Origin of the sequence: Streptomyces sp. WAC05292, from assembly GCF_003949955.1 — a bacterium.
GTDB classification, from domain to species: Bacteria; Actinomycetota; Actinomycetes; order Streptomycetales; family Streptomycetaceae; genus Streptomyces; species Streptomyces globosus.
Genome location: NZ_RPSE01000136.1, coordinates 1 through 14,394, shown reverse-complemented (window position 1 = coordinate 14,394; position 14,394 = coordinate 1). Strand labels below are relative to the sequence as shown.

General features: G+C 71.6%; 14 protein-coding genes. 3 read left to right on the top strand and 11 right to left on the bottom strand.

Features of this window, described 5'->3' with window-relative positions; translation table 11 throughout:
- Nucleotides 1-72 precede the first annotated feature (72 nt).
- The gene (locus EF903_RS16670) at nt 73-1,227 is read right to left on the bottom strand and encodes a glycerate kinase (protein WP_125544028.1); all 1,155 of its coding nucleotides are present in this window, start codon (nt 1,225-1,227) and stop codon (nt 73-75) included.
- 210 nt (nt 1,228-1,437) lie between these two features.
- On the opposite strand from EF903_RS16670, the gene EF903_RS16665 reads away from it, so the two are divergent.
- From EF903_RS16665 to EF903_RS16655, 3 genes are read left to right on the top strand one after another with little or no spacing between them, the layout of a single operon-like run.
- The gene (locus EF903_RS16665; protein WP_125544027.1) at nt 1,438-1,938 is read left to right on the top strand and encodes an NUDIX hydrolase; all 501 of its coding nucleotides are present in this window, start codon (nt 1,438-1,440) and stop codon (nt 1,936-1,938) included.
- A 49-nt stretch (nt 1,939-1,987) separates the two neighbouring features.
- Nucleotides 1,988-2,416 carry a hypothetical protein gene (locus EF903_RS16660; protein ID WP_125544026.1) on the top strand — a complete coding sequence of 143 codons (429 nt, stop codon included), beginning with the start codon at nt 1,988-1,990 and terminating at the stop codon, nt 2,414-2,416.
- Between the two features lie 30 nt (nt 2,417-2,446).
- Nucleotides 2,447-2,959, top strand: coding sequence for a YcxB family protein (locus EF903_RS16655; RefSeq protein ID WP_125544025.1), 513 nt, complete (start codon nt 2,447-2,449; stop codon nt 2,957-2,959).
- A 25-nt stretch (nt 2,960-2,984) separates the two neighbouring features.
- Here EF903_RS16655 and EF903_RS16650 read toward each other — a convergent pair whose 3' ends face one another.
- The 10 genes from EF903_RS16650 to EF903_RS16605 form a co-directional block, all read right to left on the bottom strand.
- The gene (locus EF903_RS16650) at nt 2,985-3,512 is read right to left on the bottom strand and encodes a methylated-DNA--[protein]-cysteine S-methyltransferase (protein ID WP_125544024.1); all 528 of its coding nucleotides are present in this window, start codon (nt 3,510-3,512) and stop codon (nt 2,985-2,987) included.
- A 15-nt stretch (nt 3,513-3,527) separates the two neighbouring features.
- Entirely contained in the window at nt 3,528-5,009 is a 1,482-nt protein-coding gene (locus EF903_RS16645; RefSeq protein ID WP_125544023.1) for an AlkA N-terminal domain-containing protein, read from the bottom strand.
- A 171-nt stretch (nt 5,010-5,180) separates the two neighbouring features.
- Entirely contained in the window at nt 5,181-6,002 is an 822-nt protein-coding gene (gene pssA / locus EF903_RS16640; protein ID WP_174250506.1) for a CDP-diacylglycerol--serine O-phosphatidyltransferase, read from the bottom strand.
- 25 nt (nt 6,003-6,027) lie between these two features.
- Nucleotides 6,028-6,684, bottom strand: a complete 657-nt coding sequence (locus tag EF903_RS16635) for a phosphatidylserine decarboxylase (protein WP_125544022.1) — start codon at nt 6,682-6,684, stop codon at nt 6,028-6,030.
- A 186-nt stretch (nt 6,685-6,870) separates the two neighbouring features.
- On the bottom strand, nt 6,871-8,076 hold the full coding sequence (locus EF903_RS16630) for an acyl-CoA dehydrogenase family protein (protein ID WP_125544021.1): 1,206 nt from the start codon (nt 8,074-8,076) through the stop codon (nt 6,871-6,873).
- Between the two features lie 3 nt (nt 8,077-8,079).
- Nucleotides 8,080-8,592, bottom strand: a complete 513-nt coding sequence (locus tag EF903_RS16625; RefSeq protein ID WP_125544020.1) for a MaoC family dehydratase — start codon at nt 8,590-8,592, stop codon at nt 8,080-8,082.
- 4 nt (nt 8,593-8,596) lie between these two features.
- The gene (locus EF903_RS16620) at nt 8,597-9,613 is read right to left on the bottom strand and encodes a CoA ester lyase (protein WP_125544019.1); all 1,017 of its coding nucleotides are present in this window, start codon (nt 9,611-9,613) and stop codon (nt 8,597-8,599) included.
- Entirely contained in the window at nt 9,610-11,670 is a 2,061-nt protein-coding gene (locus EF903_RS16615; protein ID WP_125544018.1) for a protein meaA, read from the bottom strand. The genes EF903_RS16620 and EF903_RS16615 overlap by 4 nt, the downstream gene beginning before the upstream one ends.
- A 50-nt stretch (nt 11,671-11,720) precedes the next feature.
- Nucleotides 11,721-13,058 carry a crotonyl-CoA carboxylase/reductase gene (gene ccrA / locus EF903_RS16610; RefSeq protein ID WP_125544017.1) on the bottom strand — a complete coding sequence of 446 codons (1,338 nt, stop codon included), beginning with the start codon at nt 13,056-13,058 and terminating at the stop codon, nt 11,721-11,723.
- A 446-nt stretch (nt 13,059-13,504) separates the two neighbouring features.
- A complete protein-coding gene (locus tag EF903_RS16605) occupies nt 13,505-14,341 on the bottom strand; it encodes a TetR family transcriptional regulator (protein ID WP_125544016.1) in 837 nt (278 codons plus the stop codon).
- Nucleotides 14,342-14,394: the final 53 nt, after the last annotated feature.

The window sequence follows — 14,394 nt, the reverse complement described above, 5'->3', positions numbered from 1 at the left end:
CCTGACCGGCCCACCTGCGCCTCCGCGTCCCGCCCCGCGGAGGGGCGGGACGCGGAGGCGCAGGTGGGCCGGTCAGGTGCTCAGGGCCTCCGTCGCGATGTTCGCGGCCACCTGTTCCAGCAGGGGGCCCGCGTTGGCGATGCAGGTTGCCGGGTCCGGTTCGAGTTCCGTGAGCGGGTAGGCCCTGCGGATGCCGGCCGCTCGGAGTGCCGACTGGTCGAGCAGGAGCCGGCCGCACACCGCGACGACCTCCTTGCCCGCCGCCCGCGCCGCCGCGGCGACGCCCGCGGGGGCCTTGCCGTGCAGGGTCTGCTCGTCCAGCGAGCCTTCGCCGGTGATGACCAGCGTCGCCCGCTCCAGGGCGGGAGCGAAGCCGAGCACGTCCAGCATCAGTTCGATGCCGGGGCGGAAGCTCGCCCCGAGCAGCAGCGCGCCGTAGCCGATGCCGCCCGCGCCTCCGGCGCCGGGCGAGGCCGCGAGCTCGGCGGCCTTCGGGCCGCTCGCCCGCTCCAGGACCTGCGCGTAGTGGGCGAGGGCCGCGTCCAGCGTCTGCACGTCCTCGGGCGTGGCGCCCTTCTGCGGCCCGTACACCGCCGCGCAGCCCTTGGGGCCGGTCAGCGGGTTGTCCACGTCGCTCGCCAGGACGAAGTCGACGTCCGCGAAGCGGGGGTCGACACCCGACAGGTCGGCCGAGGCGAGTCCGGCCAGGGCGCCGCCGCCCGGGCCGACCGGTCGGCCGTCCGCGTCCAGGAACACCGCGCCCAGCGCGGCGAGCATGCCCGCGCCGCCGTCGGTGGTGGCGCTGCCGCCCACGCCGAAGACGATCGTGCGCGCCCCCGCGTCCAGGGCGGCCTTCAGCACCTCGCCGGAGCCGTACGTGGTCGCGGTCAGCGGGGCGAAGACGCCCGCCGGGAGCAGCTGGAGGCCGGAGGCCTCCGCCATCTCGACCACCGCGGTGCCGTCGCGCAGGGCGAAGGCGGCGGTGACCGGCTCGCCGAGCGGCCCGGTGACCCGTACCTCACGGCGTTCGAAACCGGCCGCCACGGCGGCCGCGACCGTGCCGTCGCCGCCGTCCGCGACGGGGAGGGTCTCGACCTCCACGTCCGGTACGGCCCTGCGAAGGCCGGCCGTCACCCGCTCGGCGACCTGAACGGCCGTGAGCGAGCCCTTGAACTTGTCCGCGGCGATCAGCACGCGCGCGGCCTCAGATACTGCTCCGTTCGTCACCTTGCCATCCCTTGCTTTCGAACAGTGCAGTCGCGCCACCCCGAGCCTATCCGGAGGATCCTCTGAAGCCCATGCGTGGCCTGGGCCACACCGCCTCCCGGAACGGGTACGCATCCGGTCGTAGCGCTGCAAAACCCCCGTTCCGCCCGCCGGATTCCCCACTCCACGGAGCCCGCCCCGTCCGCCGTTCCCGGTCGGTAGGGTGGCCGCGTGACCACCACGGATGACTACGCCACGTACATCGCGAGCCTGCCCCGCGTCCTGGCGGGTGCCGCCGCGCTGTACCGGGACGCGGAGGGTCGCGTCCTGATCGTCGAGCCGAACTACCGGGACGGCTGGGCGCTGCCCGGCGGGACGATCGAGTCCGACGCGGGGGAGTCGCCGCGGGCCGCCGCCCGGCGCGAGAGCGCCGAGGAGATCGGGCTCGACCGCCCGCTCGGCCGGCTGCTGGCCGTGGACTGGACGGTGGGCCCCGGCCGGCCCCCGCTGGTCGCGTACCTCTTCGACGGCGGCGTCCTCGACGCCGACGACCTCGCGTCGATCCGGCTGCAGGAGGAGGAGCTGCTGTCCTGGCGGCTCGTCGCCCCCGCGGAGCTCCCCGACCACCTGCTCGGGCCGCTCGGCCGGCGGGCCCTGGAGGCGTGCCGGGTGCTGGAGTCCGGCGAGGGCGCGGTGGAGTTGGAGAACGGCCGCCGCCCGGAAGCCCCCTGACGCGGGGTCGGTGACACGGCGCTTACACCCGGCAGGACACAATCGAGCGATGATCACCATGTACGCCTGGCCGAGCACGGCCGACGGGCCGGACGCGCTGCCCATGGTCCACTTCACCACCGACCGCCAGGAGAGCGGCGAGGTCACCGCCGACGGCACCCCGGTGTGGCTGTTCGACAGCGCGATACGCGAGGGCGGCTGGGCCCTCTTCAGCGACTTCGAGGGCTGGTCGGCCCCCGCCGAGGGCTGGCAGGCCTTCTACCGCCGTGAGGACGACCTGCTCGCCGTGTCCGGGCCCGGCCCCTGCGAGGGCTGGTACCAGGGCAACCTGGGGGCGGACGCCGACTGGGTGGAGGCGGCCTCCGCCCGGCAGAGCGTCGTCCTGCTGGCCGCCCCGGTGCAGCACCCGTCCCTCTTCGGCTACGCCGTGGAGGCCGGCGCCGCCTTCGCCCTGCTGGTGCCGCTCGCCGTGCTCTAGCGGCGCGCCGGGAGGGCGTACTCTCTGCCGGTGCACGACATACGCGCAGTCTCCCTCACCACGCAGGCCTACGCACTCACGCGTGAGGAGTTCCACGGAGCCGTCAAGGCGGCCGCCCCTTACCGGGGCCAGCGGCGGCTCGCCGCCGCCACCGTGGCCCTGGTAGCCGCGTTCCACGCGGCTTTCCTGTACCTCGGGATCCCGCCGAGCCCGTTGATGCTGGGCGCCGCCGCCGTCCTCGTCGTTCTGGCCGTGCCTGTGCCCCTGCTGATCACCGCACACGCGTACCGCGCGGTGCGGGACAAGGGGGAAGGCCGGTGCGTCCTGGACGGGGACGGTGTCGGGTGCCATGGGGCCGAGGAGATCCAGCGGATGCCGTGGAGCGCGGTCACCGGTTTCCGTGAGACGGACGAGATGTTCGTGCTCCTGGTGCGGAACGGCCGGAAACAGGGGATCCTCGCCGTGCCGAAGCGCGTGCTCACCGGGCCGGGCGAGGCGGAGCTGCTGGGCGCCCTGCTCGACGAGCGCATCGGCCGCCGCTAGCCGGCGCCTCCCTCCGCCCCGCCGGTCAGAAGAGGGCTTCCGCGGCCGGGGCGGCGGCTGCCGTCTTGCCGGACTCGTGCCGCAGCAGGCGGACCTTGCGGTCGAGGCCGCCGCCGTAGCCCGTCATGCCGCCCGAGGCGCCGATCACGCGGTGGCAGGGGACGATGATGCCGATCGGGTTCTTCCCGTTGGCGAGGCCGACGGCCCGGGACGCGTTCGGCTTGCCGAGCCGGGCCGCGAGCTCCCCGTACGACCAGGTCTGTCCGTACGGGATCTGCACCAGCTGGTCCCACACGCTGCGCTGGAACGGGGTGCCCTCCATGCGGAGCGGCAGGTCGAAGCGGGTCAGATCCCCGGCGAAGTACGCGGCCAGCTGCCGGACGACCTCCGGGAAGGGCTCCTCCTCGGCGGAGACCCGTGCCCCGAAGGCCTCCTCGGCGGGCCGGTGCCGCTGCCCGACCATGTAGAGCCCGCACAGGACGCCGTCCGAGGCGACCAGCGTGAGGGGCCCGTACGGGCTGTCGACGACGGTGTGCTGCTTGATGGGCGTCATGGTGCCGTGTACTCCTCAGGCGGGCAGGTGGTTGATCGGGTGGCTGTCGATGGCCCACAGGTACTGGACGGCGTACGCCCGCCAGGGCCGCCACGCGGCCGCGCGGGCGGTGAGCGCCGCCGGTGTGGACGGCAGGCCGAGCTGCTTCGCGGCCCGGCGCAGGCCGAGGTCGGACGGCAGGAAGGCGTCGGGGTCGCCGAGTGCCCGCATCGCGATGACCTCGGTGGTCCAGGGGCCGAAGCCGGGCAGGGCGGCGAGCCGGGCGCGGGCGTCCTCCCAGTCGCTGTCGACGCCGAGCGGCAGGGAGCCGTCGGCCAGGGCGGTGACGAGGGTGGTCAGGGTGGTGCGGCGGCTGCGCGGGAGGGCGAGCGCCTCCGGGTCGAGGCCGGCGAGGGCCTCGGGGGTGGGGAAGAGGTGGGTGAGGCCGCCGGCCGGGTCGGGGTCGGCGACGGGTTCGCCGTGGGCGGCGACCAGGCGGGCGGCATGGGTGCGGGCCGCCGCGGTGGACACCTGCTGGCCCAGCACCGCCCGTACCGCGAATTCGGCGGCGTCGACGGTCCGCGGCACCCGGCGGCCGGGCGCCTTGTCGACGAGCGGCGCCAGCAGCGGGTCGGCGCGCAGCTGCCCGTCGACGGCCTCGGGGTCGGCGTCGAGGTCGAGGAGGCGGCGGCAGCGGCTGATCGCGATGGTGAGGTCGCGCAGGTCGGTGAGGGCGAGCTGGCAGCCGATGTGGTCGGGCCGGGGGGTCAGCGCGGCGACCCCGGTGCCGTAGGGCAGCCGCAGGGTGCGGCGGTAGGCGCCGGCCCGCCACTCCTCGACGCCGGGGACGGCGGTCGCGGCGAGGTGGCCGAAGAGGTTGTCCGGGTTGAGCGGGGCGCGGAACGGCAGCCGCAGGCTGATCGTGCCGGGGATGCGGGGGGTCTGCCGGGCGGCGCCGGCGGCGCGGGCGCGCAGCTCGCCGGGGGCGAGGGCGAAGACCTCCCGCACGGTCTCGTTGAAGGTGCGGATGGAGGAGAATCCGGCGGCGAAGGCGACGTCGCCCATCGGCAGCTCGGAGGTCTCGATCAGCAGGCGGGCGGTCTCGGCGCGCTGGGCGCGGGCGAGCGCGAGCGGCCCGGCCCCGAGCTCGGCGTTCAGCTGGCGCTCCACCTGGCGGGTGGAGTAGCCGAGGCGGGAGGCGAGGCCGGGGACGCCCTCGCGGTCCACGACGCCGTCCTGGATGAGGCGTACGGCGCGGGCGACGGCGTCGGCGCGGGCGTTCCATTCGGGGGAGCCGGGCGAGGTGTCGGGCCGGCACCGCTTGCAGGCGCGGTACCCGGCCTGCTGGCAGGCGGCGGCGCTCGGCAGGAAGGTCATGTTCTCGACCTTGGGCGGGACGGCCGGGCAGCTGGGTCGGCAGTAGATCCGCGTCGTCCGCACGGCGGTGAAGAACCAGCCGTCGAAGCGGGCGTCCTTCGACTGCACGGCCCTGACGCAGCGCTCGGTGTCGGTGTACATGGCTCCCAGCATTCCGGCCCGGGCGGCGCCGGGCTGGCGGTTTTCCGACATCAAGGCTACGCGGCCTGCCCCGCGCCGGGGCCCGAAGACCCGTGCCCGGCCGGCACGCGCGAGGGCCCCCGCTGCGCCTGGCGGCGGCGGGGGCCCTCGTCGGTGGTGCGGTGCCGCGGGCTACGGGAGCTGGGCTGCCCGGGCCTCGCGGCGGTTGTGCCGGAAGGTGTTGGCCCGGCGGGTGGTGGCGAACAGCGGGATGGTCGCCGCCAGGGCGATCTGCAGGGCGCAGCCGGTCTGCAGCAGCAGCTGGCCGCCGGGCGCGTCGAACGCCCACGCCGCGAGCAGGCCCATGGCGCTGATGATCCAGCTGAGCATGGCGATCGCGAGGACGCCCCGCGGCTTCGGGTACTCGACGCGGCTCACCATCAGCCACGCGACGCCGATGATCGCCAGCAGGGTCGGCGGGAAGGGCAGCTCCAGCAGCACGATCGAGACGACCGTGAGGGCGCCGAAGGGGCTCGGCATGCCCTGGAACATGCCGTCCTTCATCGTCACGCAGCTGAACCGGGCGAGCCGGAGCACGACCGCCAGCAGCACGACGATCGCCGCGAGCGCGGAGACCTTCTGGTGCGCGTCGTCGGCGACCATGCCGTACACGAGTACGAAGTACGCCGGCGCGAGCCCGAAGCTGATCAGGTCGGACAGGTTGTCCAGCTCGGCTCCCATGGGGGAGCTGCGCAGCTTGCGGGCGACGATGCCGTCGAAGAGGTCGAAGACCGCCGCGAGCAGCATCAGTATCACCGCGGTCGCCGCGCTGTGCCGGGCCATGCCGGACTCGCCGCTGCCGGTGAGGTGCGGGATGAGGATCCCGGTGGTGGTGAAGTACACCGCCATGAACCCGCACGTGGCGTTGCCGAGGGTGAGGGTGTCCGCTATCGACAGCCGCAGCGAGAGCGGCATGTCGTCCTCGGCGGCCTCCTCCTCGGCGGCCTCGGGCACCCAGCCTGTGGCGGGGGTCTCCGGGTCAGTCACGGTCAATTCGGGTCACCCCCGCGGTGGTGGTCTGACCGACCTCGACCGCGACCTCGACGCCCTCGGGGAGGTAGATGTCGACGCGGGAGCCGAAGCGGATCAGACCGATGCGCTCACCCTGCTCCACCTTGGTGCCGGCCGGCAGGTACGGGACGATGCGGCGCGCGACGGCTCCGGCGATCTGCACCATCTCGATGTCGCCGAGCTCGGTGTCGAAGTGCCAGACGACGCGCTCGTTGTTCTCGCTCTCCTTGTTGAACGCCGGGACGAACCCGCCGGGGATGTGCTCCACGGACGTCACCGTGCCCGCCAGCGGCGCGCGGTTGACGTGGACGTTCAGCGGGCTCATGAAGATCGCGACGCGGGTGCGTCCGTCCTTCCACGGCATGATGCTCTGCACCACGCCGTCGGCGGGCGAGATGACGCGGCCCTCGGCGATCTCCCGCTCGGGGTCGCGGAAGAACCACAGCATGCCCGCGGCGAGAGCGGTGGCGGGCACGGCCGCCGCGGCCCAGCGTCCGGACTTGCGGGCCCGGGCGAGGCTGAGCGCCGCGGTGGCGACGGTCGGCAGAAGCCACGGCGATGCTCCGCGCGCGAGGCGTACGCCGAAGAGGCTGTCGCGAGGTGCAGAGGTTTGGCTGTGGGGCATGGATGACCTTCGTAGCGGTGGATTGCCGCGCCGCAAACAGGGGGACGGGACGGCGGCTTTACTGGAATGCTATCGGTTGCGCGCGACAACTGGGCAAGCCAGAAGCCGAGTCGATGCCCGTCAGCCAGTGACTGCTAGTGATTCTTTTGCGGCGGACCCCTGGAGGATCCGCCGCAAAAGGGACTTTCAGCCCTGGAGTCGGTACTCCTCGAGCAGGCGTCGCCCAATGATCATTTTCTGGATCTCGGCGGTACCTTCACCGATCAGCAGCATCGGCGCCTCCCGGTAGAGGCGCTCGATCTCGTACTCCTTCGAGAAGCCGTAGCCGCCGTGGATGCGGAAAGCGTCCTCCACGACCTCCTTGCAGTACTCGGAGGCGAGGTACTTCGCCATCCCCGCTTCGAGGTCGTTTCGTTCCCCGGAGTCCTTTTTGCGAGCTGCGTTGACCATCATCGCATGAGCGGCTTCCACCTTGGTAGCCATCTCGGCCAGCTTGAACTGGATGGCCTGGTGCTGGGCGATCGGCTTGCCGAAGGTGTGGCGCTGCTGGGCGTACGAGACGCCGAGCTCGAAGGCACGCTGCGCGACGCCGCAGCCACGCGCCGCCACGTTGACCCGGCCGACCTCGACGCCGTCCATCATTTGGTAAAAGCCCCGGCCGGTCTGTCCGCCGAGTACACGATTGGCCGGAATGCGCAGTCCGTCCATGATGAGCTCGGTCGTGTCGACGCCCTTGTAGCCCATCTTGTCGATCTTGCCGGGGATGGTGAGGCCCGGGCGGACCTCGCCGAAGCCCGGCTCCTTCTCCACCAGGAAGGTCGTCATCGACTTGTGCGGCGCCGTCCCCTCGGGGTGTCCTTCGTCACTCCGGCACAGCACGGCCACCAGCGTCGAGGTGCCGCCGTTGGTCAGCCACATCTTCTGGCCGTTCAGGACGTACTCGTCGCCGTCCTTCACCGCCTTCGACGTGATCGCCGACACATCGGAGCCCAGCCCCGGCTCGGACATCGAGAACGCGCCCCGCACCTCTCCCAGCGCCATCCGCGGCAGGAAGTGGTCCTTCTGCTCCTGCGTGCCGTGCTGCTTGAGCATGTACGCCACGATGAAGTGCGTGTTGATGATGCCCGAGACGGACATCCAGCCGCGGGCTATCTCCTCCACGCACAGCGCGTACGTGAGCAGCGACTCACCGAGACCGCCGTACTCCTCGGGGATCATCAGCCCGAAGAGCCCCAGCTCCTTCAGGCCGTCGACGATCTGCTGCGGGTACTCGTCGCGGTGCTCCAGCTCGGTCGCGACCGGGATGATCTCCTTGTCCACGAACTCGCGGACGGTCTTGAGGATCTCCTGCTGGACGTCGGTCAGGCCGGCGGTCTGGGCGAGACGCGTCATGGCTTACTTCCCCTGTTCCTTCAGCTCGGGCCGGCCGGGCTGCTCGCCGCCGCGCTCCTTGGTGTACGTCTCGGTCGGAACCATCACCTTGCGCCGGAAGACGCAGACGAGGGTGCCGTCCTGCTTGTAGCCCTTGGTCTCGACATGGACGATGCCGCGGTCGCTCTTCGACTTCGAGGGCGTCTTGTCCAGGACCGTGGTCTCGCCGTAGATCGTGTCGCCGTGGAACGTCGGGGCGACGTGCCGCAGCGACTCGATCTCCAGGTTGGCGATGGCCTTGCCGGAGACGTCCGGCACGGACATGCCGAGCAGCAGCGAGTAGATGTAGTTGCCCACCACCACGTTGCGGCCGAAGTCCGTCGTCTTCTCGGCGTAGTTCGCGTCCATGTGGAGCGGGTGGTGGTTCATGGTGAGGAGGCAGAAGAGGTGGTCGTCGTACTCCGTGACCGTCTTCCCGGGCCAGTGCTTGTAGACGGCCCCGACCTCGAACTCCTCGTACGTGCGTCCGAACTGCATCGGGTCAGGCCTCCGGGATCTCGAACTTGCTGGTGCGCTGCATGCCGGCCGCGCGGCCCTTGCCCGCGATGACCAGGGCCATCTTGCGGCTGGCCTCGTCGATCATCTCGTCGCCGAGCATCGCCGAGCCCTTCTTGCCGCCCGCCTCGGACGTGCACCACTCGTACGCGTCCAGGATCAGCTCGGCGTGGTCGTAGTCCTCCTGCGAGGGGGAGAAGACCTCGTTGGCCGCCTCGACCTGGCCGGGGTGCAGCACCCACTTGCCGTCGAAGCCGAGCGCGGCGGCGCGGCCGGCGACCGCGCGGAAGCCGTCGACGTTCTTGATCTGCAGGTAGGGGCCGTCGATCGCCTGGAGGTCGTTCGCGCGGGCCGCCATCAGGATCTTCATCAGGATGTAGTGGTAGGCGTCCGCCGGGTAGCCGGGCGGCTGCTCGCCCACGACCAGCGACTTCATGTTGATGGAGGCCATGAAGTCGGCCGGGCCGAAGATGATCGTCTCGATGCGCGGGGAGGCCTGCGCGATCGCGTTGACGTTGTTCAGGCCCTGCGCGTTCTCGATCTGCGCCTCGATGCCGATCCGGCCGACCTCGAAGCCCATGGTCTTCTCGATCTGGGTCAGCAGGAGGTCGAGCGCGACGACCTGCTCGGCGCTCTGCACCTTCGGCAGCATGATGCAGTCCAGGTTCTGGCCCGCGCCCTCCACCACCGTGACCACGTCGCGGTAGGTCCAGTGGGTGGTCCAGTCGTTCACCCGCACGACCCGGGTCTTGCCGGTCCAGTCGCCCTCGTTCAGGAACTTGACGATGGTGTGGCGGGCCTCGGGCTTGGCCAGCGGGGCGCAGGCGTCCTCCAGGTCCAGGAAGACCTGGTCGGCGGGCAGGCCCTGGGCCTTCTCCAGGAACCGGGGGTTCGAGCCCGGGACGGCGAGGCAGGAGCGGCGGGGCCGCAGCCGGTTCACCGGGGCCGGGCCGGAAGGGGTGCCGCCGGCGGGGGTGGTGGCGGGTGCCGGGTGGGCGGTCATGCGGGGACCTCCGTGCTGATGAGGGGGCTGAGCTTGTTGGCCTTGCGGATCTCGTCGACGATACGGCCGATGATCTCCGTGATCCCGAAGTCCTTCGGGGTGAACACGGCGGCGACACCGGCCGCCATGAGCGCTTCCGCGTCCGTCTGGGGAATGATGCCGCCCAGCACGACGGGGATGTCGCCCGCCCCCGCACCGCGCAGGCGCTCCAGGACGTCCGGAACGAGCGCGCTGTGCGAGCCGGACAGGATGGACAGTCCCACGCAGTGGACGTCCTCCGCCAGCGCCGCAGCGGAGATCTCCTCCGGCGTCAGCCGGATGCCCTGGTAGACCACCTCGAAGCCGGCGTCGCGGGCGCGGACGGCGATCTGCTCGGCGCCGTTGGAGTGCCCGTCCAGGCCGGGCTTGCCGACCAGCAGGCGGAGCCGGCCGCTGCCGAGCTCCTCGGCGGTGCGGGCGACCTTCTCGCGGACGATCGCGAGCGGGGTGCCCTCCTCGGCGGTCACGGCCACGGGCGCGGACGAGACGCCGGTCGGGGCCCGGAACTCGCCGAAGACCTCGCGCAGGGCGTTCGCCCACTCGCCGGTGGTGACGCCGGCGCGGGCGCACTCCAGCGTGGCCTCCATCAGGTTCTCGGTGCCGGCCGCGGCCTCCTTCAGGCGGTCCAGGGCCTGCGAGACGGTCGGGAAGACGAACGGGTCGCCGCCGCCCTGGCGGTCCGAGGACTCCTGGCGCTCGGCGCGCCACTGGCGGATCCGCTCCACGATGGTGTCCTCCACCGCCCCGTCCACCGTCATGATCGCGGTGTCCAGGTCGGCGGTGAGCGGGTTGGGCTCGGTCTGCTGGAAGCAGTTCACTCCGACGATCTTGTCCTCGCCGGCCTCGATCCGGGCGCGGCGCTCGGCGTGCGAGGAGACCAGCTGGGACTTCAGGTAGCCGGACTCGACGGCCGCCATGGCGCCGCCCATCTCCTGGATCCGGTCGATCTCGGCGAGGCAGTCGGCGACCAGGGCGTCGACCTTCGCCTCGATGACGTGCGAGCCGGCGAAGATGTCGTCGTACTCCAGCAGGTCGCTCTCGTGGGCGAGGACCTGCTGGATGCGCAGCGACCACTGCTGGTCCCACGGCCGGGGCAGGCCGAGGGCCTCGTTCCAGGCGGGCAGCTGCACGGCGCGGGCGCGGGCGTCCTTGGAGAGGGTGACCGCGAGCATCTCCAGCACGATGCGCTGGACGTTGTTCTCGGGCTGCGCCTCGGTCAGGCCGAGCGAGTTGACCTGGACGCCGTAGCGGAAGCGCCGCTGCTTGGGGTCGGCGATGCCGTACCGGTCGCGGGTGATCGTGTCCCAGATGCGGCCGAAGGCGCGCATCTTGCACATCTCCTCGATGAAGCGGACGCCCGCGTTGACGAAGAAGGAGATGCGGGCCACGACCTCGCCGAAGCGCTCCTCGGGCACCTGCCCCGAGTCCCGCACCGAGTCCAGGACCGCGATGGCCGTGGCCATCGCGTAGCTGATCTCCTGGACCGGCGTGGCGCCCGCCTCCTGCAGGTGGTAGCTGCAGATGTTGATCGGGTTCCACTTCGGGATGTGGTTGACCGTGTAGGCGATCATGTCGGTCGTCAGGCGGAGCGAGGGCCCGGGCGGGAAGACGTGCGTCCCGCGCGAGAGGTACTCCTTGACGATGTCGTTCTGGGTGGTGCCCTGGAGCTTGGAGATGTCCGCGCCCTGCTCCTCGGCGGCCACCTGGTAGAGCGCCAGCAGCCACATGGCGGTGGCGTTGATCGTCATCGAGGTGTTCATCTGCTCCAGGGGGATGTCCTGGAACAGCCGCCGCATGTCGCCGAGGTGGGAGACGGGGACCCCGACCCGGCCGACCTCGCCGCGGGCGAGGATGTGGTCGGGGTCGTAGCCGGTCTGCGTCGGCAGGTCGAAGGCGACCGAGAGGCCGGTCTGGCCCTTGGCGAGGTTGCGGCGGTAGAGCTCGTTGGACGCCTCGGCCGTGGAGTGGCCGGCGTACGTCCGCATGAGCCACGGACGGTCTTTCTGGCGCTCTGTCATCTCAGGCTGTCCCTTTGGCCCTTGATCGGTCCGACGACGGTTCGGGTCGGTCAGACGTTCCGGAAGCGGTTGATGGCGTCGACGTGCTGGGCGCGGAGCTCGTGGTCGCGGACGCCGAGGCCTTCCTCGGGGGCCAGGCAGAGCACGCCGACCTTGCCCTGGTGGACGTTGCGGTGGACGTCGTGGGCGGCCTGGCCGGTCTCCTCCAGGGAGTAGACCTTCGACAGGGTGGGGTGGATCTTGCCCTTGGCGATCAGGCGGTTGGCCTCCCACGCCTCGCGGTAGTTCGCGAAGTGCGAGCCGATGATCCGCTTCAGCGACATCCACAGGTAGCGGTTGTCGTACTCGTGCATGTAGCCCGAGGTGGACGCGCAGGTGGTGATGGTGCCGCCCTTGCGGGTGACGTAGACGCTGGCGCCGAAGGTCTCGCGGCCGGGGTGCTCGAAGACGATGTCGATGTCCTCGCCGCCGGTCAGCTCGCGGATCTTCGAGCCGAAGCGCTTCCACTCGCGCGGGTCCTGGGTGCGCTCGTCCTTCCAGAACTTGTAGCCCTCGGCGTTGCGGTCGATGACCGCCTCGGCGCCCATCGAGCGGCAGATGTCGGCCTTCTCCGGGGAGGAGACGACGCAGATGGGGTTGGCGCCGCCGGCGAGGGCGAACTGGGTGGCGTACGAGCCGAGGCCGCCGCTGGCACCCCAGATCAGGACGTTGTCGCCCTGCTTCATGCCGGCGCCGTTGCGGGAGACGAGCTGGCGGTAGGCGGTGGAGTTGACCAGGCCGGGGGCGGCGGCCTCCTCCCAGCTGAGGTGGGCCGGCTTGGGCATCAGCTGGTTCGACTTGACGAGGGCGATCTCCGCCAGGCCGCCGAAGTTGGTCTCGAAGCCCCAGATGCGCTGCTCGGGGTCGAGCATCGTGTCGTTGTGGCCGTCGGAGGACTCCAGCTCGACGGAGAGGCAGTGCGCGACGACCTCGTCGCCCGGCTTCCAGGAGTTGACGCCCGGGCCGGTGCGCAGGACGACGCCGGCCAGGTCGGAGCCGATGACGTGGTACGGCAGGTCGTGGCGCTTGGCGAGGTCGGAGACCCGGCCGTAGCGCTCCAGGAAGCCGAAGGTCGACAGCGGCTCGAAGATCGAGGTCCACACGGAGTTGTAGTTGACCGAGGAGGCCATGACGGCCACGAGGGCCTCGCCCGGGCCGAGTTCCGGCACCGGGACCTGGTCCAGGTGCAGGGACTTGCGCGGGTCCTTCTCGCGGGTGGTGAGCCCGGCGAACATCTCCGTCTCGTCCTTGTGGACGGTGATGGCGCGGTAGGACTCGGGGACCGGCAGGGCAGCGAAGTCCTCGGCCGTCGCGGACTGCGACTGGATCGCGTCCAGGATGTCCTTCACGGTGTTGCCTCCTGGGGGTGCGCCCCGGCGGGCCGGGGGGAGCGCTGATGAGGGTGCGCTGAGGGAGCGCGGGTGCGCGGGTTGTCTGGGTGGTGGGTGCTGCTGTGCCGTCGGTCCGGCTGGAGCGGTGGTGCGGGTGACGCCGGTGGTGCGGCGTGCATGCCTGGTGACGCAGGCGTCCGGGGCGCGTTCCGTGGCCGAGTGGGCCGGGACCGCGGGGACATCCGGACGTCTTCAACGTATGGCACCCCGTGTCACTCGACAAGGCACCGCGTGCCAAAACTTTCTCTCATTTGCCGATTGACCTGCGCAGATGAGCGATGATCGATCAGAGTTACCGGTGAGTAGGGGCAACTCGGACAAACGGAAGCGGCCGCTCCCGCGAGGGGAGCGGCCGCTGTGACGCGTATCGCTTCAAGGGGTCCCGGGAACCCCCGGGGCACCGCCTAGGCGTTGCGCAAAGCCTCCTCGATCGTCCGCATGACCTCCTCCAGCGGGGCGTCCGTACGCGCCACCGCCACCAGCACCTCGTCCTGGGCGCGCACCGCCGCGGGCGGCGCCTCCGCGCCGGGGCCGGCGGGGGAGGGCACGGCCGCCAGGGTCCGTCCGGCCCCGATGCCCGTCCCGAAGGTCTTCCGCACGATCGCGAACGCGTGGTCCAGCTGGGCCTCCACGTCCCCCTGCCCGCCCGAGCGCAGCCACCGCCGCAGCACGTGGTTGTGGGCCGTCACCACCGCGGACGCGGCCACCTCCGCCAGCAGCGGGTCGTCGTTGCCGTCGTGGTGCTCCGCCTCGTCGAAATGGGCCAGCAGGTAGCGGGTGAACAGCCGCTCGTACCGGGCGACGGAGGCGATCTCCCGCTCCCGCAGCGCCGGCACCTCCCGCGTCAGCCGGTAGCGCTCCACCGACACCGCCGGGGAGGCCGCGTACATCTTCATGACCTCCTTGATCCCGCGGCACACCGTGTCGAGCGGATGCTCGTGGGCGGGGGCCACGTCCAGCACGGCCTCGGCGCGGGTCAGGGTGTCGTCGTGGTCCGGGAAGATCGCCTCTTCCTTGGACCGGAAATGCCGGAAGAAGGTCCTGCGCGCCACCCCGGCGGCCGCGGCGATCTCGTCGACCGTGGTCGCCTCGTACCCCTTCGTCGCGAACAGCTCCATCGCGGCGGCCGCGAGCTCGCGGCGCATCTTCAGGCGCTGGGCGGCCGCCTTGGTGCCGGCCGCGCTCTCCGGGCTGTCGGAGGCCGTGGCGGCGCGGGACGAGGTCTTGGCGGGCTGGGACATAGAGCGAAAGTACTTCATCCGGGCCGGGGCGCGCGCCTGAGGGGGGTGCGCCG